General features: G+C 37.0%; 24 protein-coding genes and 1 pseudogene. 8 read left to right on the top strand and 17 right to left on the bottom strand.

All coding sequences use genetic code 11. From position 1 onward, the window contains the following. Positions 1 to 69: 69 nt before the first annotated feature. Together ACGLXV_RS08490 and ACGLXV_RS08485 are read right to left on the bottom strand one after the other, a co-directional pair. Complete coding sequence (locus ACGLXV_RS08490; RefSeq protein ID WP_391558274.1) at positions 70 to 1,284, bottom strand: FtsW/RodA/SpoVE family cell cycle protein; 1,215 nt, start codon at positions 1,282 to 1,284, stop codon at positions 70 to 72. Between the two features lie 187 nt (positions 1,285 to 1,471). Next, positions 1,472 to 1,741, bottom strand: a complete 270-nt coding sequence (locus ACGLXV_RS08485; protein WP_377057867.1) for an Fpa/YlaN family protein — start codon at positions 1,739 to 1,741, stop codon at positions 1,472 to 1,474. Between the two features lie 187 nt (positions 1,742 to 1,928). Here ACGLXV_RS08485 and ACGLXV_RS08480 point away from each other — a divergent pair, with 187 nt between their 5' ends. Beyond that, positions 1,929 to 2,426 (top strand): peptidyl-prolyl cis-trans isomerase, encoded by a 498-nt coding sequence (locus tag ACGLXV_RS08480; RefSeq protein WP_391558273.1) that lies wholly within the window; start codon positions 1,929 to 1,931, stop codon positions 2,424 to 2,426. A 75-nt stretch (positions 2,427 to 2,501) separates the two neighbouring features. On the opposite strand, the gene ACGLXV_RS08475 is transcribed toward ACGLXV_RS08480, so the two are convergent. Next, complete coding sequence (locus tag ACGLXV_RS08475) at positions 2,502 to 3,881, bottom strand: PhoH family protein (protein WP_391558272.1); 1,380 nt, start codon at positions 3,879 to 3,881, stop codon at positions 2,502 to 2,504. Positions 3,882 to 4,001: 120 nt separating this feature from the next. On the opposite strand from ACGLXV_RS08475, the gene ACGLXV_RS08470 reads away from it, so the two are divergent. Then, positions 4,002 to 4,601: a YhcN/YlaJ family sporulation lipoprotein gene (locus tag ACGLXV_RS08470; RefSeq protein ID WP_391558271.1), complete on the top strand. Its 600-nt coding sequence runs from the start codon at positions 4,002 to 4,004 to the stop codon at positions 4,599 to 4,601. Between the two features lie 25 nt (positions 4,602 to 4,626). Here ACGLXV_RS08470 and ACGLXV_RS08465 read toward each other — a convergent pair whose 3' ends face one another. Then, positions 4,627 to 5,082 (bottom strand): pyridoxamine 5'-phosphate oxidase family protein, encoded by a 456-nt coding sequence (locus ACGLXV_RS08465; RefSeq protein ID WP_391558270.1) that lies wholly within the window; start codon positions 5,080 to 5,082, stop codon positions 4,627 to 4,629. Positions 5,083 to 5,224: 142 nt separating this feature from the next. On the opposite strand from ACGLXV_RS08465, the gene ACGLXV_RS08460 reads away from it, so the two are divergent. Continuing rightward, on the top strand, positions 5,225 to 5,425 hold the full coding sequence (locus ACGLXV_RS08460) for a YlaI family protein (RefSeq protein ID WP_391558269.1): 201 nt from the start codon (positions 5,225 to 5,227) through the stop codon (positions 5,423 to 5,425). Positions 5,426 to 5,589: 164 nt separating this feature from the next. Here the strand turns inward: ACGLXV_RS08460 and ACGLXV_RS08455 are convergent, their stop codons facing one another. The 3 genes from ACGLXV_RS08455 to typA are packed head-to-tail and all read right to left on the bottom strand — an operon-like array spanning position 5,590 to position 8,063. Beyond that, positions 5,590 to 5,877 carry a hypothetical protein gene (locus tag ACGLXV_RS08455; RefSeq protein WP_391558268.1) on the bottom strand — a complete coding sequence of 96 codons (288 nt, stop codon included), beginning with the start codon at positions 5,875 to 5,877 and terminating at the stop codon, positions 5,590 to 5,592. Between the two features lie 4 nt (positions 5,878 to 5,881). Further along, entirely contained in the window at positions 5,882 to 6,202 is a 321-nt protein-coding gene (locus ACGLXV_RS08450; protein ID WP_119707399.1) for a YlaH-like family protein, read from the bottom strand. 22 nt (positions 6,203 to 6,224) lie between these two features. Further along, the gene (typA, locus tag ACGLXV_RS08445; RefSeq protein WP_119707398.1) at positions 6,225 to 8,063 is read right to left on the bottom strand and encodes a translational GTPase TypA; all 1,839 of its coding nucleotides are present in this window, start codon (positions 8,061 to 8,063) and stop codon (positions 6,225 to 6,227) included. Positions 8,064 to 8,245: 182 nt separating this feature from the next. Here typA and ACGLXV_RS08440 point away from each other — a divergent pair, with 182 nt between their 5' ends. Next, positions 8,246 to 8,431, top strand: coding sequence for a YlaF family protein (locus ACGLXV_RS08440; protein WP_119707397.1), 186 nt, complete (start codon positions 8,246 to 8,248; stop codon positions 8,429 to 8,431). 26 nt (positions 8,432 to 8,457) lie between these two features. On the opposite strand, the gene ACGLXV_RS08435 is transcribed toward ACGLXV_RS08440, so the two are convergent. From ACGLXV_RS08435 to ACGLXV_RS08425, 3 genes are all read right to left on the bottom strand, one after another. Next, positions 8,458 to 8,823: a GNAT family N-acetyltransferase gene (locus ACGLXV_RS08435; protein ID WP_391558267.1), complete on the bottom strand. Its 366-nt coding sequence runs from the start codon at positions 8,821 to 8,823 to the stop codon at positions 8,458 to 8,460. An 85-nt stretch (positions 8,824 to 8,908) separates the two neighbouring features. Continuing rightward, the gene (locus ACGLXV_RS08430; protein WP_391558266.1) at positions 8,909 to 9,706 is read right to left on the bottom strand and encodes an inositol monophosphatase family protein; all 798 of its coding nucleotides are present in this window, start codon (positions 9,704 to 9,706) and stop codon (positions 8,909 to 8,911) included. 182 nt (positions 9,707 to 9,888) lie between these two features. Next, positions 9,889 to 10,083: a hypothetical protein gene (locus ACGLXV_RS08425; protein WP_066059919.1), complete on the bottom strand. Its 195-nt coding sequence runs from the start codon at positions 10,081 to 10,083 to the stop codon at positions 9,889 to 9,891. Positions 10,084 to 10,281: 198 nt separating this feature from the next. Between ACGLXV_RS08425 and ACGLXV_RS08420 the strand changes: the two genes are divergently transcribed. After that, positions 10,282 to 10,902, top strand: a complete 621-nt coding sequence (locus ACGLXV_RS08420; protein WP_119707394.1) for a DUF1054 domain-containing protein — start codon at positions 10,282 to 10,284, stop codon at positions 10,900 to 10,902. Positions 10,903 to 10,986: 84 nt separating this feature from the next. On the opposite strand, the gene ACGLXV_RS08415 is transcribed toward ACGLXV_RS08420, so the two are convergent. Beyond that, on the bottom strand, positions 10,987 to 11,256 hold the full coding sequence (locus tag ACGLXV_RS08415) for a UPF0223 family protein (protein ID WP_119707393.1): 270 nt from the start codon (positions 11,254 to 11,256) through the stop codon (positions 10,987 to 10,989). Between the two features lie 186 nt (positions 11,257 to 11,442). On the opposite strand from ACGLXV_RS08415, the gene ACGLXV_RS08410 reads away from it, so the two are divergent. Continuing rightward, complete coding sequence (locus ACGLXV_RS08410) at positions 11,443 to 12,912, top strand: aminotransferase class I/II-fold pyridoxal phosphate-dependent enzyme (protein WP_391558265.1); 1,470 nt, start codon at positions 11,443 to 11,445, stop codon at positions 12,910 to 12,912. 72 nt (positions 12,913 to 12,984) lie between these two features. On the opposite strand, the gene ACGLXV_RS08405 is transcribed toward ACGLXV_RS08410, so the two are convergent. Continuing rightward, positions 12,985 to 13,113 carry a GapA-binding peptide SR1P gene (locus tag ACGLXV_RS08405; RefSeq protein ID WP_119707391.1) on the bottom strand — a complete coding sequence of 43 codons (129 nt, stop codon included), beginning with the start codon at positions 13,111 to 13,113 and terminating at the stop codon, positions 12,985 to 12,987. Between the two features lie 180 nt (positions 13,114 to 13,293). Beyond that, positions 13,294 to 13,593: a DUF3055 domain-containing protein gene (locus ACGLXV_RS08400; RefSeq protein WP_119707390.1), complete on the bottom strand. Its 300-nt coding sequence runs from the start codon at positions 13,591 to 13,593 to the stop codon at positions 13,294 to 13,296. A 175-nt stretch (positions 13,594 to 13,768) separates the two neighbouring features. Here ACGLXV_RS08400 and ACGLXV_RS08395 point away from each other — a divergent pair, with 175 nt between their 5' ends. Then, the gene (locus ACGLXV_RS08395) at positions 13,769 to 14,203 is read left to right on the top strand and encodes a DUF1885 family protein (RefSeq protein ID WP_391558325.1); all 435 of its coding nucleotides are present in this window, start codon (positions 13,769 to 13,771) and stop codon (positions 14,201 to 14,203) included. Between the two features lie 268 nt (positions 14,204 to 14,471). Here ACGLXV_RS08395 and ACGLXV_RS08390 read toward each other — a convergent pair. Both ACGLXV_RS08390 and ACGLXV_RS08385 read right to left on the bottom strand, forming a co-directional pair. Continuing rightward, a pseudogene (locus ACGLXV_RS08390) lies at positions 14,472 to 14,648 on the bottom strand (IS5/IS1182 family transposase); the annotation flags it as partial. A 206-nt stretch (positions 14,649 to 14,854) separates the two neighbouring features. Continuing rightward, positions 14,855 to 15,097 (bottom strand): hypothetical protein, encoded by a 243-nt coding sequence (locus ACGLXV_RS08385; RefSeq protein WP_119707388.1) that lies wholly within the window; start codon positions 15,095 to 15,097, stop codon positions 14,855 to 14,857. Between the two features lie 172 nt (positions 15,098 to 15,269). Between ACGLXV_RS08385 and ACGLXV_RS08380 the strand changes: the two genes are divergently transcribed. Further along, complete coding sequence (locus tag ACGLXV_RS08380; protein WP_391558264.1) at positions 15,270 to 15,647, top strand: small peptidoglycan-associated lipoprotein; 378 nt, start codon at positions 15,270 to 15,272, stop codon at positions 15,645 to 15,647. A gap of 32 nt (positions 15,648 to 15,679) precedes the next feature. On the opposite strand, the gene lpdA is transcribed toward ACGLXV_RS08380, so the two are convergent. Further along, entirely contained in the window at positions 15,680 to 17,089 is a 1,410-nt protein-coding gene (gene lpdA, locus ACGLXV_RS08375; protein ID WP_391558263.1) for a dihydrolipoyl dehydrogenase, read from the bottom strand. A 4-nt stretch (positions 17,090 to 17,093) separates the two neighbouring features. Beyond that, positions 17,094 to 17,867: dihydrolipoamide acetyltransferase family protein (locus ACGLXV_RS08370; RefSeq protein ID WP_391558262.1), on the bottom strand; the 774-nt coding region annotated here is incomplete at its 5' end.

The following is a 17,867-nucleotide window of genomic DNA, read 5'->3' as shown; positions in this document are numbered from 1 at the left end:
ACACCCCATTCTGTATATTTATACTATATTGTATTTATAAAAAGCGCTTGGTCAAGTAACCAAGAGCGCTTATTTTTTTATTTGAACGCCTTCAAAACGGTTATTAGGATGAATCGTTTCTACTTTCTTATCATTCGTTTCCTTAAACTTTTTCTCATAATTAACGAACATAGAAACATTCACTAAGATGCCCATAGCAATGGAGAGTTGCAGAATAGATGAGCCTCCATAACTAATAAACGGCAATGGAACTCCTGTTAACGGAATGACTCCCGAAACACCTGCTAAGTTTACAAATGATTGTATACCTACCATCCCCGAGATACCGATTGCTAGCAAACTACCAAAAGCATCCTTTCCTTTTAAACCAATAAAGATTCCTTTTAGGACGATAAAACCTAAGCCGAATAATACAAATGCAACTCCAAATATTCCAAGTTCCTCGGATATTACAGCCATTATAAAATCCGTATGAGGCTCAGGTAAATACCCTAATTTTTGCACACTTTGTCCCAATCCTAAACCTTTAATGCCACCAGCACCTAAAGCCAGGAACGAATTAACCATATGATAGCCTTCCTTTTGGGCTATCTCTTCAGCAAAAGGATTGATAAATGCTTCAAACCTTCCGACACGTACGGAGGAAAATATTTTATCTTTAAATAAAATAAGCAGTGGGATAGATGGAATCGCACCCAACATAACTAATTTGCCTATATTTTTTAAATTCATTCCTGAGGAAAGGATGATCACACCTGAAATAGCTACTATTAGAGCTGCTGTTCCAAAGTCAGGCTGAAGTGCAATTAAAAAACAAACAATGATGATAAAAGCAAGAGGTGGCAGTACACCATGATTAAACTGATTGATATATGATTGTTTCTTTGCATACACTGCTGATAAGTAAACAATAGCACTTACCTTTACAAATTCAGAGGGTTGTAGGCTTAGTGGACCTATCTTATACCAACTCTGAGCATTTCCCGCGGAATGACCGAATGGAAATATGAAAATAAGTAATGCAAAAGAAAATAACACAACTGGAATTAAAAAGCGATTGCTAAGCATAATTTTGTAAGGAAATACAGAAAAGAAAAGAAATAAAACAGCGCCAACAATTAAAAATAGTTTTTGACGATCATAAAAATGATCACTTTCATATCCATACCTTTGAATAGCTGTAACCATACTTGAGCTATATATCATAACTAGTCCAAATATCGATAACAATACCACAACTAGGATTAACGAATAATCATATGATTTTAATATTTTTTTAAACATGTAACCCTCTTCCCCATCTTCTAAGTCGTAATATGTATTATATTATAACATTGAATTTCATGCATTTGATGTGAAGAAAAGTACAACTGAAAATTATTATCTTAATAATATCAAATTTTCAGAAAAAATACCTTATAAAAAAACTCAAACAGTCTCTCTCGAGAAAGTTTGAGCTTTCGAAAGTACGTTATTTTCTTTGCGATGCTTCATGAAGGGCTGATAGTTCTCTTTCTAATTCTCCTAAAATCGCCTTACCTTCTTTTTCTTCAATCAATCCAAGGCGAACAGCAAAATCTATTTCACGAGATAGACCAAACATTTGAGTATCCAAAACCTCTTCATATAACGGACACTGAGGCATCGTTAAGTTATCCATTTGTACTTTAATTAACTTTAGAATTTTATCAGCGTCAGCCTTTAATAAGGCATTTGCTCTTTCTTTATGATCTAATACCATGTCAGACGCCAACTTAGTCCCCCCGTTTCCGAGCGTTTATCCTATCTATAAATTTTATACGTTTAAGAGGAAAATTGCAAGGATAATCAGGAGAACCCGTAGAAAGATTCAGGAAATTTTGAATATCCTCCAAAAATGACTTTTATTCTCTTTAAGTCTATACTAAAGATACAAAGGGGGAACTGTTATGGAAAATATTATACCAATCCAAGGGAAAGTAAATTTTACAATCACCTTAGACCCTGGAGTATGGATCTTTGACGATCGTCGAGTAGATTTAACTACCTATTTTGAAGAAAGTCAAGAAGAAGTAGATGATTTAGAAGAATATAAAAAAAGCATGTCCAAGCATTGGGACCGTGAAATAATGGAGGGAGCTGTTTTTCCTCCCACTTTAAAGACGGAGAAAAAATATGAAAAAGAAAAAGTGCTGACGGGGACATTTGGGATGCCGCTGAAGCCATTTTTAAAAAATGCAGAGATTACAGATGATGCAAAAAACTTAACACTCGTGACCACAGATGGCGAGGTATCTATGCCACTAGAAGTAGGACAAGAATTAATTTTGGGTTTTTCAAAAGATGGTAAGCCATTAACAGAAGATGGACCCGTGTATGCCTTTTACGGAGATGGCTCTAATAAGCATCAGCCAATTAAAAATATCCGTGCGGTAGCTATCGAATAAAAGAAGGGCCTACCTTCTTTTATTCGATAGCTTGTTAATGCTTGTGCCATCTAAGGGTAAAAAAAATCACTTTACTTATAAAAGATCAGCTGCTAATTGTGCAAGACCAGATCTCTCTCCCTTAAATAACTTCACATGGCCGGATATCGATTGGTCCTTAAACCTTTCGACTACATATGTAAGGCCATTGTTATATGCATCAAGATACGGATGGTCAATTTGCTCAGGGTCACCCATCAGCACGATTTTACTTTTTTCTCCAACTCTCGTAAGAATGGTCTTTACTTCATGTTTTGTTAAATTTTGAGCTTCATCAATAATTATGAACTGTTCAGGTATACTTCTTCCCCTTATATAAGTAAGAGCCTCTACTTCAATCGAACCCATGCCCGCCAGGATCGCATCAAGCTCCCCAGGCTTTTTCACATTAAATAGATATTCTAAATTGTCATAGATTGGCTGCATCCAGGGCCGTAGCTTTTCTTCCTTTTCACCAGGTAAAAATCCAAGATCCTTCCCTACAGGAACAATCGGTCTTGCCACTAATAACTTCTTATATTCCCCGAAATCTTCCGTTTGCATTAATCCCGCAGCAAGAGCCAGAAGAGTCTTCCCTGTTCCCGCCTTACCGATTAAAGTCACAAGCGGAAGGTCTTTTCTTAAAAGCAACTCAATTGCCATAGTCTGCTGAACATTTCTTGAGCGAATTCCCCATATATGATCGTGATCGAACACTAGCTTTTTAATCTTTTGTCTCTTTGAATCGACCATACCAAGTGCGGATTGAGAAGATCCCATTGCATCCTTAAGTACCAAGAACTGATTTGGATAAAAAGAATACGTAGAAAATAATGATATTGGAATTTCTCCCTTTTCGTAAAACTGATTTAAAACATCAACAGCTACAAATAACTCTGCATAACCAGTATAAATGGCATCATTTTCTATGACTCGATCACTTAAAAAATCTTCTGAATTCAAACCGATTGCATCAGCCTTCACTCGTACTAATGCATCTTTACTGACCAAGATCACTAAGCGGCCGTTTTCTTTTGTTTCCTCTTCTAAAGATAGATTTTTGGCTACAGCAAGTATTCTGTTATCATTTGTTTTCTCAACAAAAATATCTTGGAGCTGATGAAAGGATCGATGATTTAACTCAATTCTCATCACTCCACCATTTTCAAGTGGAATTTTTTCATGTAATTTTCCAGTTTGTCTTAAATTATCAATGAGCCTTGATACTTGTCTTGCATTTCTTCCGATTTCATCCATATACCTTTTTTTCGAATCGACTTCCTCTAGTACTACGGCTGGTATTACCACCTCATTGTCCTCAAAGGAAAAGATGGAATATGGGTCTTGTAACAAGACATTGGTATCTAATACGTAAATTTTACTCAAACTGATGCCTCCTGCTCCTCTTAATTCTATAGTAATTTGAATTAACCACATGTCCTTGCCAAAATTTCTGCTTAAGAAAAGAGCTTTGGTAAACTATATGTTTTCTTGTATAAAGATAGAAGAATTTTTGCACAATAAACGGTAACCAAACATTATTCGGAGGTGGCCTTTATGAAGAAAACCCTTGCTATACTGGCATGCTGCTTGTTTCTTTCCGCGTGCGGAAGTCAGGATAATACGACATCTAAAGCAAACCAGAACGAAGAAGCACGTACCATAAATGTCAAAAATAGTACCATACCTAATATTGACCGTGAAACTGGCCAAGAGGTTTCAAAACACCTGGTTGATCTTGCGACTTCCATTCCAAGTGTGAATGATGCGACCGCTGTTGTTTTAGGAAGGTATGCAATTGTTGGTATTGATGTGAATGAAGACATTGACAGATCTCAAGTAGGATCGATTAAATATACTGTTGCAGAAAGTTTGAAAAATGATCCACATGGTGCAAGAGCTGTGGTTATCGCCGATCCAGATATGACCGCGCGATTAAGAGAAATTCAAGAAGACATACAAAGTGGCGAGCCTATTCAAGGCATTGTAAATGAATTAGCTGATATATCCGGTCGTTTAATGCCAGAGGTTCCTGCAGATATTATCGATCCAAATGCAAATAAAGCAACCGAGGAATCAAAAAACAAGCTGAATGAAGGAGAAACAAAAGAGTTAGATAAAGCACAAGAAAAACAATCACAAGGCCATAAGGATTAAAATATAACAAAAGCTTAGCCCAAGGCTAAGCTTTTCTCATTGCATCCATTACTTGATTATCAAGACGTGTTGCTGCCGCTTTATCATAGGTTTTATCGTATTCTGGCTCAACAGTTATTTTTGAACCATAGAACATAACGTCACGCACTTCTTTAATGGAAATTTCTATTAAAGCAAGTTTTAGTGGTACATCATTTATTTTTTCCATCTTAACACTTGCTTCACCACTAATTGAATAGGTTGATTCATTCACAATTATGTTTACAACGACCTGATTGTTTTTTTGAATGTTTTGCACAATTCTCGAGCGATTATCAACAGCAAAATAGATTTTTTCATCTGTCTTTGCTAAAATCCAAGAGATGGCACTTACATTCGGACCCCCTGTTTCAAAGTCTACTGTTGAAAGCGTTACAAAACGCTCTTTTTGCAAGGCATCAAACAGCGGCTGTATTAATTTTTGTTCAACTTGGTTAGGCATACCATTCCCTCCTTATATTTCTATCTTATAACTACTTAATGGTAGTTTCAACCTTGAAACCTATTTTGTACTGCTGGTCCTATCCATATAGAAAATTTTACTATACAATACAGAAAGAAGATAAATTTTGAGGTGTACGATTATGAGAGTAAAATGTGTAATTTGCGATAAGATTGAATCTTTGCCAGGTGACTCCTTTCAAGCGAAACGACTTCGAAATCGTCCGATACATACATTCATGTGTAAAGAATGTGAAGAAAGAATTGCTACTCGCACAAAAGAAAGAATTGCAACCGGAAACTTTAGGCTTTATAAGCCAAGAGATGAAGAAGATGACTGGTAAACGAAAAGCGGAAGCGCCTTGTCCAGACCCGACAGGCATAAGACGAATCACGCAGGAAGGCCCGCCTTCTGGAGAGATTTGGCTTTTGACCCCGAGGGTCTAGGCGCTGCAGCTGGACACCACGAAAAAAAATCCGCCCCGTTTTTAATAACGGAGCGGATTTTTTATTCTGGATAATTTGCGTATCTTTCTGGTGACTCATTGATCTGGTTTAACATGACCTCAATGAGCTCTCTTGGGAAGCGGTTTGACTTTCTTTCCCCATCTAAATCGTAATGAACATAATACATAACTGCATCAGTGGTAACCTCAATATTTTGTATACCTTGATCTTCAACAAGCATATCATAAAACATTTTCTCTGTATCCACTGCAGCAGTATCATCCGGACGTTCATCAACTACGACTTTAATCGTTAGCCAGTTATAGAGTGTATCTTGTAATGATTTCATATGATTACTCCTCTACATCCACTTGAGTATGCTTTTTCTCTTGATGAAGGCGGATTTTATATATGATGAGAATGAGCGCTGCTACAGCTAATCCCTCTACAATTGGAAGGCCGTAGGAGAAAATCAACAAAACAAAGCAGCCCAAAACTAAACAAGTGTAAATGACAACATTTTTTAAAATGGACAGCTTCTTTGCAAAACCTAATTTGTAAACAATTACTGTCAAAATAATTAATGTTACAAACTGAAGCCATGTACCCGTTTTTACATCAGTTAGTTCGATAAAAAATCTAAGACTAGGTGAAAACCCTTGTAGTTCTTCCACGCTACCCCTCTCCTTTAATAGCTTAGCTCATTTCCGCCATTTTTTTCTTTTTAGCGATTCTTTCTCTCTCGTTCTTATCAAGAATCTTTTTGCGGAGACGAATTGATTCAGGAGTTACTTCACAATACTCGTCTTCATTTAGGTATTCAAGTGATTCCTCAAGTGTCATAATTCTTGGCTTTTTCATTGTTGTTGTTTGGTCTTTATTAGCAGAACGAATATTTGTCGCTTGCTTTACCTTCGTGATATTAACCGTAATGTCATTTTCACGAGTATGCTCGCCAACAATCATTCCTTCATAAATTTCAGTACCTGGCTCAACAAAAATTGTTCCACGGTCTTCAACACCCATAATACCGTAAGAAGAAGCTTTACCTGATTCCATTGAAACAAGTACCCCTTGGCGTCTTCCACCGACTTGACCTTGTGCCATCGGTTGATAGCTGTCAAAGCTGTGATTGATAATACCGTAACCACGAGTTAATGTTAAGAATTCAGTTGTATAACCGATTAATCCTCTAGCAGGAACCATGAATATTAAACGCACTTGTCCACTACCATTATTAATCATATCAACCATTTCACCTTTACGAGCACCCATTGATTCCATAATCGCACCAGTATGCTCCTCAGGAACGTCAATTTGAACACGTTCTACAGGCTCACAACGGACTCCATCAATGTCTCTTACGATAACCTCAGGCTTTGATACTTGAAGCTCATAGCCTTCACGACGCATGTTCTCGATAAGAATAGAAAGGTGAAGTTCCCCACGTCCAGAAACAACCCATGCATCAGGTGAATCTGTGTTGTCTACACGTAAGCTCACGTCAGTTTGAAGTTGAGCACGAAGTCTTTCTTCAATTTTACGAGCAGTTACGAATTTCCCTTCTTTTCCAGCAAATGGACTATTATTAACAAGGAAAGTCATTTGAAGTGTTGGCTCGTCAATTCGTAACACAGGAAGTGGCTCTTGGTGCTCTACTGGACATACCGTTTCCCCAACGTTAATATCTTCCATACCTGAAACAGCGATCAGGTCTCCTGCGAAAGCTTCTTGGATTTCCTGACGCTTTAGGCCGAAGAAACCAAAGATTTTTGTTACGCGGAATTGCTTTACTGAACCATCAAGCTTCATAAGGGCTACCTGTTGTCCAACTTTCATCGTCCCACGGAACACACGGCCGATACCAATTCTTCCAACATAGTCATTATAATCTAATAGTGCTACCTGGAATTGAAGAGGTTCCTCACGGTTGTCAACTGGAGCAGGAATATTCTCAACAATTGCCTCATATAAAGATTCCATGTTCTCATCTTGCTTATCAGGAGTCACACTTGCTGTTCCATTAATTGCTGAAGCGTAAATAACAGGGAATTCTAATTGTTCTTCTGAAGCTTCTAATTCAATAAATAAATCAATTACTTCGTCAATAACTTCAGCTGGTCGAGCGAAATCACGGTCAATCTTATTAACAACTACAATTGGTGTAAGATTTTGCTCTAATGCTTTTTTCAATACAAAACGTGTTTGTGGCATACAGCCTTCGTAAGCATCTACGACAAGTAGTACACCATCAACCATTTTCATGATACGTTCTACTTCTCCACCAAAGTCAGCATGTCCTGGTGTATCAAGGATATTGATTCGAGTATCTTTATATTGGATTGCTGTATTTTTAGCAAGGATCGTAATACCACGTTCTCTTTCTAAATCATTCGAATCCATCGCACGCTCTTCCACGTGCTCATTTGTACGAAACGTTCCTGATTGTTTTAATAATTGGTCAACCAGTGTTGTTTTCCCGTGGTCAACGTGGGCAATAATCGCAATATTTCTAATGTCTGTTCTTAAGTTCAACATGTTCACTCCTACATTTTTATATAAACTTTTATTTAACTTTTTTAGTCATAACTGAAACATTATATCATATTCGAAGTGGAAACCTAGAAATATTTTGTGTAAAATAATGAAGGGAGCGTATTCATTTTATTTTTCACAAAACAAATACATTCTAATACCTCGCTCAAGGAGGTTTTATCTTGAAATCAATTAAGTGGCCATTATTATTTTTTGCATTTGCTTCAGCAGCCTGTATGATGGGAACGGGAATAGCTATTAGTTATCGTAGTATAGGGGGTATCCTTGCTTCGTTAGCTGCACTTGTTATCGTAATGGGATTTGGATTTACGACAAAGAAAAAAATGCGAGAACAAGGAAAACTTTAAAAGGGTTGGCATTTGCCAACCCTTTTTTATTGCAACGGAGAAACCATGATTAAAAACATTTGATTTTGTTCATCTTTTTCAACCTTAAACTGTTCAAAATAACAGTCTGATAAAAATTGAATCCACATATCAGCTTCCACTGGTATTCCTGCAAAAATCGCCTTATGTCCTTTTTCTCTCAATTCCTCTTTTAAATGTTGTATTATCCTTATACCTAAACCTTTCCTCCGCTCGTTTGGGTTTATAATTACCGTGCCAATCCAAGGTTTATTGTTAGATGGTGCAAACTCCAAATGATAAGTGATCGCCACATCCCTTTCATCTTGCTCCCACACTCTCCATTCGCCATTAAGATATTTGTTCATATATTCTATAGCTGTCAATTGTTCCATTTCAATCGATTTCCATAGGGAATCAAACTTTGTAAAAGCATGTAATAATGTAGCATCCGATTCAAGCATTTTTCGGTAATGAATGTTACCAGTTTCCACTTTGTAAAAAATCCTTTAGCACTGCTTCGTGAAAACTTGCATTCGCAATAAACACAGAATTTTCTCCGAGCAAATTAAGCTTCTCTCCCTTTAAAGTTGTACACTTTCCTCCAACCTCTTCCACTAATATAATTCCTGCTGCGAAATCCCATGGAGATAACCGAAGAGTTATATATGAATCCAGTCTCCCTGCAGCCACATAAGCCATCTCTAGCGCTGCTGAACCGTATGATCTCGTTCCTCTCACGGCTCTGACAAGTGGAGACAGAATATTGCTATCAATTCTTCGGTTTTGAGTGACCCAGGTACTATTGATCCCGATGACTGCCTCCTCTACCTTTACAGGTGAAAGGGGAGAAATTGGTTTATCATTTATGTACGCACCTTCCCCCTTCTTAGCATGATACAATTCGTCATGGACAACATCATAAATGAGACCGATCATACCAACACCATCTTCATAAATACCAACCGATATAGCAAAGTTTCTTTGTTGATGAATAAAATTCATCGTACCATCTATAGGATCAATGATCCAAACTACTCCAGACAGTTCTTTAGGATTACTCCCTACTCCCTCTTCTCCTAGTACGCGATGGTCTGGAAAATGGCTTTTTAGCTTATGTATGAAATATTCTTCAATCTCCTTATCCATATTTGTAACGAGATCATTGGCATGTGATTTGGTTTCAATGTTTAATACTTTAGAGAACGATTTTTTTATGCGTTCACCGGCTTCTTTAACCAATTGTTTTGCAAATATGTCCACTGCATTAATATCCATATTTATCATCTCTTTCCTATGTAAATATCTTTATTCTTATAGAGTAAAACAATTACAATCAACAAACAACTGATACGAATGTGGGAAATAAAATAGGCGATCATAAGTATGCACTTAAGTTCGCCTTTATGATTCCCTTTGTATTTTTTTAAAATCCATCCATCTATACCGTCCTTACAAAATTACAATGCCTTTAACTTTACCAGTTCCATTCTGATTCTTTCTAGTTTTTCTTTCACTTGTGTTTTCTTCTTTTCATTTTTCTCCGTCATAGCTTCAAATAATGTAGCAAGTTCATAATCCATTTCCAAACGTAGAACAGCCGTTCTTTCTCTTTCTGCGTTATTCTTTTTCGCTGAGCCAATCAGCTGTTTCATAGTAATACACCCCTTTTTATAATGATAATTTTCAGATAATTTTTACTATTATAATATGAACAAAATGCTTTTGATGCAACTAATTTGCGCTTTTGCCTAACATTTTTTATTTTCCATACAAAAGTCAACATATTTCTCGTTCTTTCTACCATATGCTACAATTATCTACAGAGAGATTTATTTATGGGAGGAAAAACAATGCAATTTACTGGATTTACTGAAGAGGACTTTGAAGTTTTTACCATAGATGGTTTGGATGCAAGAATGGATGCTTTAAAGACTACAATTAGACCAAAGCTTGAAGCACTTGGAGAACATTTTTCTCCTACTTTATCAACTTTAACTGCAAATGAAATGTTCCCTCATGTAGCAAAGCATGCTAGGAGAACAATTAATCCTCCTAAAGATACATGGGTAGCCTTTTCAAGTAGTTCAAGAGGATATAAAATGCTTCCACATTTTCAAATAGGCCTTTGGGAATCTCATGTTTTTGTTTGGTTTGCCATGATTTATGAAGCGCCAAATAAAGCTGATTTCGGAAAGACATTAGAGAAAAAACTATCTTCCATCTACAAAAATACACCAAAGCATTTCGTTTGGTCTGAGGACCATATGAAGCCAGGTGCTACAACACATCAGCAACTTAAGAAAGAAGACCTCCGACTTATGTTCGAGCGATTACAAACGGTAAAAAAGGCAGAAATATTATGTGGTATCCATATAGAGAAAAAAGATGCGATTAACATGACTGCTAACGATTTCCTAACAGAAGTTGAAGATGTCTTTAAGACATTATTACCCCTGTATAAATTAGCGTAAACAGGTTTCAGAAAAAATGGGCAAGTTTAATAATTAAAAAGGGAGCCACGAATGAGTTGATTTCTTCCCGGTGGCTCCCTTTACTTATTTCATTTTTATTTTTTCTAAATTACCCTCTTTTGCTTTTTTTACAGTTAAGTACGTGGAATACCCACTGGACTCGGCAAATTCATCACAAATCTTTTTTTCTTCTGATTTACTCGGAACAATCTCCTTAAATCTACGATACGATTTCATAAACTCGTCACGACCTACACCTTTTTCATAAGCAGCCTCAACGAACTCAAAAAACTTAATGACATCGATAATTTCATCAGTTGACCATGTATGGTCAATTGGGTATTGATATTCCAAAATACATTCACTCCGTTACATTTAATTTCTCTTAAAGTGTACCCTAAAAATAAGTTACATAGCAATCTGACATAATAATGAAATAGGAATAGGTTTTTCTATGCAACGAAAGTGAATAATGCTATAATTTCACTTGTTTTATGGGTGAAATAACCTAACTATTAATTAAAGAGGTGTGGAAATACGTTGTCTCAATACGAAACACCGTTATTTAGCGGACTTATAGAGCATGCAAAAAAGGATCCAGTTCAATTCCATATTCCTGGACATAAAAAAGGAACAGGGATTGATCCGGAATTTAGAAATTTTATAGGTGATAATGCGTTGTCAATTGACCTGATTAATATCGGTCCACTAGATGACCTTCATCAACCAAAAGGAATGATCAAGCAAGCACAGGACCTCGCTGCTGAAGCTTTTGATGCGGATCAAACATTCTTCTCCGTTCAAGGTACAAGCGGAGCTATTATGACAATGGTGATGACGGTTTGTGGACCTGGAGATAAAATCATTGTACCTAGAAACGTGCATAAATCAGTTATGTCAGCGATTGTCTTCTCTGGTGCAACACCAATTTTTATCCATCCAGCCATCGATGAGAAGTTAGGGATCTCACATGGTATTACGACAGATTCGGTTGCACGTGCACTAGAACAGCACCCCGATGCGAAAGGTGTTTTGGTTATTAACCCAACATACTTTGGAATGGCTGCAGATCTTAGGAAAATTGTTGAAATTGCTCATTCATACAATGTACCAGTACTTGTGGATGAAGCCCATGGGGTACATATCCACTTCCATGATGATCTTCCTTTATCAGCCATGCAGGCTGGTGCAGATATGGCTGCGACGAGTGTACATAAGCTCGGAGGGTCCATGACACAGAGCTCCATTCTAAATATTAAAGGAAATCTTATTAATCCAAAACGCGTGCAATCCATCTTAAGTATGCTGACGACCACTTCAACTTCCTACCTATTGCTAGCATCCCTAGACGTAGCACGTAAAAGACTTGCTACCGAAGGCACAGAGTTGATCAGTCAAACAATTGAGTTGGCTCAATATATTCGTCGAGAAGTAAATACGACACAGCATCTTCTTTGCGTTGGAGAAGAAATCCTTCAGTTGGATGCGGTGTATGATTACGACCCTACAAAGCTAATTATTTCTGTTAAGGAGCTTGGGTTATCTGGATTTGATGTGGAAAAATGGCTTCGAGAAAACCACAATATAGAAGTAGAAATGTCTGATTTATACAATATTCTCTGTATCGTAACACCAGGGGACACGAAAAGAGAAGCGGATCTTTTAATAAACGCATTAAGAGAGCTAGCATCTCAACCGATTAAGAATAATGATATGGTTAAAGCAGAAGTACTATTACCAGATATACCGTTATTAGCATTGACACCACGTGATGCTTTTTACGCAAAAACAGAGCTTGTGCCTTTTGATGAATCGGAAGGAAGAATTATCGCCGAATTTATCATGGTCTACCCACCTGGTATTCCGATTTTTATTCCAGGAGAAATCATAACCGAGGATAACTTAACATATATCCGAAAAAATATGGAAGTCGGTCTTCCTGTACAAGGTCCTGAAGATTTTGATCTACGATATTTACGAGTAATTAAGGAACAGAAGGCTATAAAATAAGAAAAGAGAGCGAGGGATATCCCCTCGCTCTTTATTTACAATCACATATTCATATGTGTTATTACATATAATTTACTTCTCTTCTTCCCCTTGAGTATGACAGCAATCTCTACAATGTGACTTCGCATAAAGAACGGTAACTTTTTCATCCTCAAAATGATCAATCGTTGAATTACAAGCTTGACATACGATAGTTCCCATTTTCCCATTCCCCTTTATTCGTATTTAATCACAAGTATTGAAAACGCTTTAATATCTTTATATCAATAATAATATAACATTATTAATATATCAAGCCTAAATTGTATAACACATTAAAAATTTATGTTGAATATATAAACAAAAAAATTACAGACCTATTTGGTCTGTACAAAGTCCAATTTATTCATATTGTGTTTGAAAAGGTGTTTCTGGTAAAGCCTCTGAAAAGAATTCAACTAAATCTTTCGCTTGTTGGAGATCTTTTATTCTAAATGCTGACTGAATGTATTCGATATCATCGAGGTCTTTAGGGTCGAGGAGTGTTGAGCGGCCAGTTTGCATACAAATTACGAGAGGCTTACCAAAAAACATATCTGTGTAAACAATTCCAAAGTCATAGCGCGTTTGTTCTGTAGCAAAACCGACAAATCGAACTCTGACCTTTTCGTGCTCATCATAGAGCTTGTCAAAAAAATCCATTATTGCCACCTCCTGTATTTTCTTAATATTTAGAATTTTATTATATCTTACAGACCCAAAGAAAAGCAACCACTACTTAAAACGATATCTTGTTGTACTTTAATTTTATACAATGCTAGAATGAAGATGAGCAAAGAAATATGTATATTTTCGTACAAATAATGGGGGGATTATGGTGGCTACTAATGCATACATAAAGCTCGTGCCAGCATCAATAAAAGAAAACGTTACCACAGATGAAATAAAAGAGCTTTTTCACTATTATAAGGACATAACTTCAAAGACGGGAAAGCAACTTGATTGGCAGTACGAGGCATCAGCCTTCCCTTATGAAATAAAGGAAGAGCAATCAGGTAAAGGAACTTGGTTTTATTTGTATTCCAATCAGGACAGGTATCATGCAATTTTATTAGGGGTAGACCAGGAAACCATTGTAGATGCGGATGGAAATGAGAACAAACAAACTTTTATTCAAGTTACACTCCCAGAATCATCAACTTTTGGTGATAAAGGAAAAGCGAATGAGTTTTGTAAATTTGTAGCTAAAAAGCTTCAAGCAGAACTTCATTTGTTTAATGGTCGAATCATGTACTACTACCCAAGAAAATAAGAAATATTAAAGCAAGAGGCTATCCTATTAGCCACTTGCTTCAGATTGTCGACAAAAGGCAGCGAGGACCTCTTTCTCGTTATCTTTTGTCATTTTTTATTTGGAATGGTAGAGAAAAGGCTGATTTCAGCTCCAATCAGCAGTTTAGCTGTTAAAGATTGACTAGGAAAAAGCTTGTACAATAAGCATTCCTAGTGATGCTTCCGTTTCCTGGTATGAATTTAAAAAAACTGGAAACTTGGACTTGGCAAGTTACTTGACTATAAATCACGATCGTACCTAACACAAATCCTTTTACATCCGTGGCAGCATGGAACGAATACCCAAACCGTTTGCTTAGTTATCCTTTACGTAGTAGCCACTTTCAGGGTTTGTCGTACTTTCCTTAATTCCTCTCATTCTTCCTATTCAATTCCTCCCGTGGATATGGCTTTTTTCCGTGTTTCACCTCAAAGGATTTCTTTATATATTATAAAGTTGGAGTAAGCTAATTTTAGTTGATTGGAGTGGAGGGTGGCGACTCCTGCGGGAAAAGCGGGACAGTCGAGACCCTGGACTGAGCGCAGCGAGGGAAGCGGCTCGGCCCCGCCCGCGGAAAGCGACCACCCGCAACGGAAATCCACTAATACTATTTAACTATATTTATTATCTTCAATAGATGAAAAATGTCATGGTCAAATGAAAAGAACTATAAAGCATCAAGCTAATCATAGTTACAATCATTGTCTTTTTAGGTGAACGAATAATATGGTTTCCAGTTGAAATAGCTAAATAGAAAAAAACAAAAAACATTAAGATATTGTAGATTAGTTGATCATGCTTTGAAAGCCATTCAGTAAGAGTGTATCCACTCCATATCATTAATTGGATGATAATTACTATGTAAACCTTCATACTGTTCACCACCGGCTCTATTCTTCTATTCTCACTTGTCCTATTTTATTTTATGTTTAAACTTCTAATTCTATTTTTCATTTCTGTAACAAATAGATGACATTGAGTAAAATTTCCCAACTCTATGGTAAAATATGTTCGAAAATTACAAAAAGAAAATGGAGGCGATATATTGAAAGGGTTATCTACGCTTATAGTGATTATGCTCTTACTGATTATCGTTTCCTGTGATCGTTCAAAATCTAATGATGTTTTACCCTTTGATAAAAATGTCAAACAACTAATTTTTCTTTCTGATGAATCGGAGTATCAATTTGAGGCAGCCTATTATGATGCGTTAATTGAATTAAAAAAAACCTATCCTGAGGCCGTTAAAAACATGAAGACGATTAATCCAAATCACTCTGAAGAGTATCTTGACTTTCTTACCATAAAAGACAATCCAGCCATACTTGTAGTTTATAATAATGAAATAGTGGCTACAGTTAACGGAGAAGAATCTGTAGAAGAAATTGTCCAGCCCATAGCAAAAGTTCTGGATGAAAAATAAGACCTGCATCCAATAGGAAGCAGGTCTATTTGTTATTTTACAATATGAATTGGATTTCCAAGTGCAACTTCAGCAGCTTCCATCGTAATCTCACCTAATGTTGGATGAGCGTGGATTGTCATTGCTAAGTCTTCTGCTGTCATTCCTGCTTCAATAGCTAGGCCTAATTCAGCAATCATATCAGATGCGCTAGGTCCAGCGATTTGTGCTCCGATAACTAATCCATCTTCCTTACGAGTTACAAGCTTTAAGAAGCCTTCTGCAGCGTCTAGTGCAAGTGCACGACCGTTTGCAGCGAATGGGAATTTAGCAGCAATTATATCGATTCCTTCATCTTTTGCTTGCTTTTCAGTATAACCTACTGAAGCTAACTCAGGATCAGAGAATACCACTGCAGGAATAGCTAAATAATCGATTTCAGATGTGTGTCCAGCAATCGCCTCAGCAGCAATTTTACCTTCGTATGATGCTTTATGAGCCAATGGAGGACCCTCTACCACATCACCGATCGCATAAATATTGCTTACGTTTGTACGACATTGCTTATCGATTTTTATGATTCCTCTTTCTCCTAGTTCAACACCAGCTTGTTCTAAACCAAGCTCGTCAGTGTTAGGACGACGACCAACCATTACGAACACATAGTCCGCTTCAACAGATTGCTCTTCTCCCTTTACTTCATAAGTGACTGTTACGCCAGTTTCTGTTTCTTGTACGCCCTTTGCAAGTGCCTTTGTAATGATTTCAGCACCCTTTTTCTTCAAGTTACGTTTTACAATAGCAGACATTTGCTTTTCGAAACCGTTTAGAATTTCGTCAGTGCCTTCTAAGATTGTAACTTTTGTTCCGAAGTTAGCGTAAGCACCGCCAAGTTCAGTTCCGATATATCCTCCACCAATAACAACGATATGGTTAGGAATTTCTTCTAATGCAAGTGCTCCTGTTGAATCAAGAACACGCTTCGTATATTTGAATTGTGGTAATTCAATTGGACGTGAACCAGTAGCGATAATTGCATTTTTGAACTTATATGTTTGAGCAGAGTTTTCATCCATTACACGTACAGTTGTGTTATCAACGAAGTAAGCCTCTCCACGAACGATTTCAACTTTATTGCCTTTTAAAAGTCCTTCTACACCGCCTGTTAGCTTCTTAACAACTCCAGCTTTCCAAGCTTGAACTTTTGAAAAATCAACTTTTACATTTTCAGCTGTTATTCCAATAGCATCAGAATGCTTTGCTGTTTCATAACGGTGACCAGCAGCAATCAATGCTTTTGAAGGAATACAACCAACATTTAAACAAACTCCACCAAGAGTTGCTTTTTCTACGATTGTTACTTTTTGTCCTAATTGTGCAGCACGAATAGCAGCTACATAACCACCAGGTCCAGCACCAACGACAAGTGTATCTGTTTCAATTGGGAAATCTCCAACTACCATTTTTTTACGCCTCCATTAACAATAGTTCTGGATCGTTCAACAAGCGCTTAATATGGTTAAGTGCGTGCTGAGCTGTTGCTCCATCAATCATACGATGGTCAAAGCTTAAAGATAATGCTAATACTGGTGCAGCAACAATCTCGCCATTTACAACGATTGCTTTTTCTGCGATACGACCAATTCCAAGAATTGCAACCTCAGGATGGTTAATTACAGGAGTAAACCATTGACCACCAGCAGAACCGATGTTAGTGATTGTGCAAGAAGCACCTTTCATTTCATCAGGAGCTAACTTACCGTCACGTGCTTTTCCTGCAAGTTCATTGATATCATTTGAAATCGCGAAGAGAGACTTGCGGTCTGCATCCTTTACAACAGGAACAAGTAATCCTTTTTCAGTATCTGCAGCGATTCCGATATTGTAGTAGTGCTTGTGAATGATTTCGCTTGTTGCATCATCAATTGATGTGTTTAAAGCAGGGAATTCACGTAATGCGCTTGTTAATGCTTTAACTACATAAGGTAAGAATGTTAATTTAATTCCTTTATTTGCTGCCACATCTTTATACTTCTTACGGTGTGCAACAAGTTTTGCTACATCAATTTCATCCATTAATGTAACGTGTGGAGCTGTATGCTTAGAGTTAACCATAGCTTTTGCGATTGCTTTACGAATTCCACTCATCTTCTCACGAGTTTCTGGATATTGACCTTGTGGAATTGGTGTTGGTGCTGGTTTAGCTGTTTCTTGTGCCGCTTCAGTAGCAACTTCAGTAGC

This window comes from Robertmurraya sp. (assembly GCF_036676585.1).
Classification (GTDB): Bacteria; Bacillota; Bacilli; order Bacillales; family Cytobacillaceae; genus Robertmurraya_A.
The sequence above is the reverse complement of the archived record's forward strand: the minus strand, read 5'-3'. Positions and strand labels throughout refer to the sequence as shown.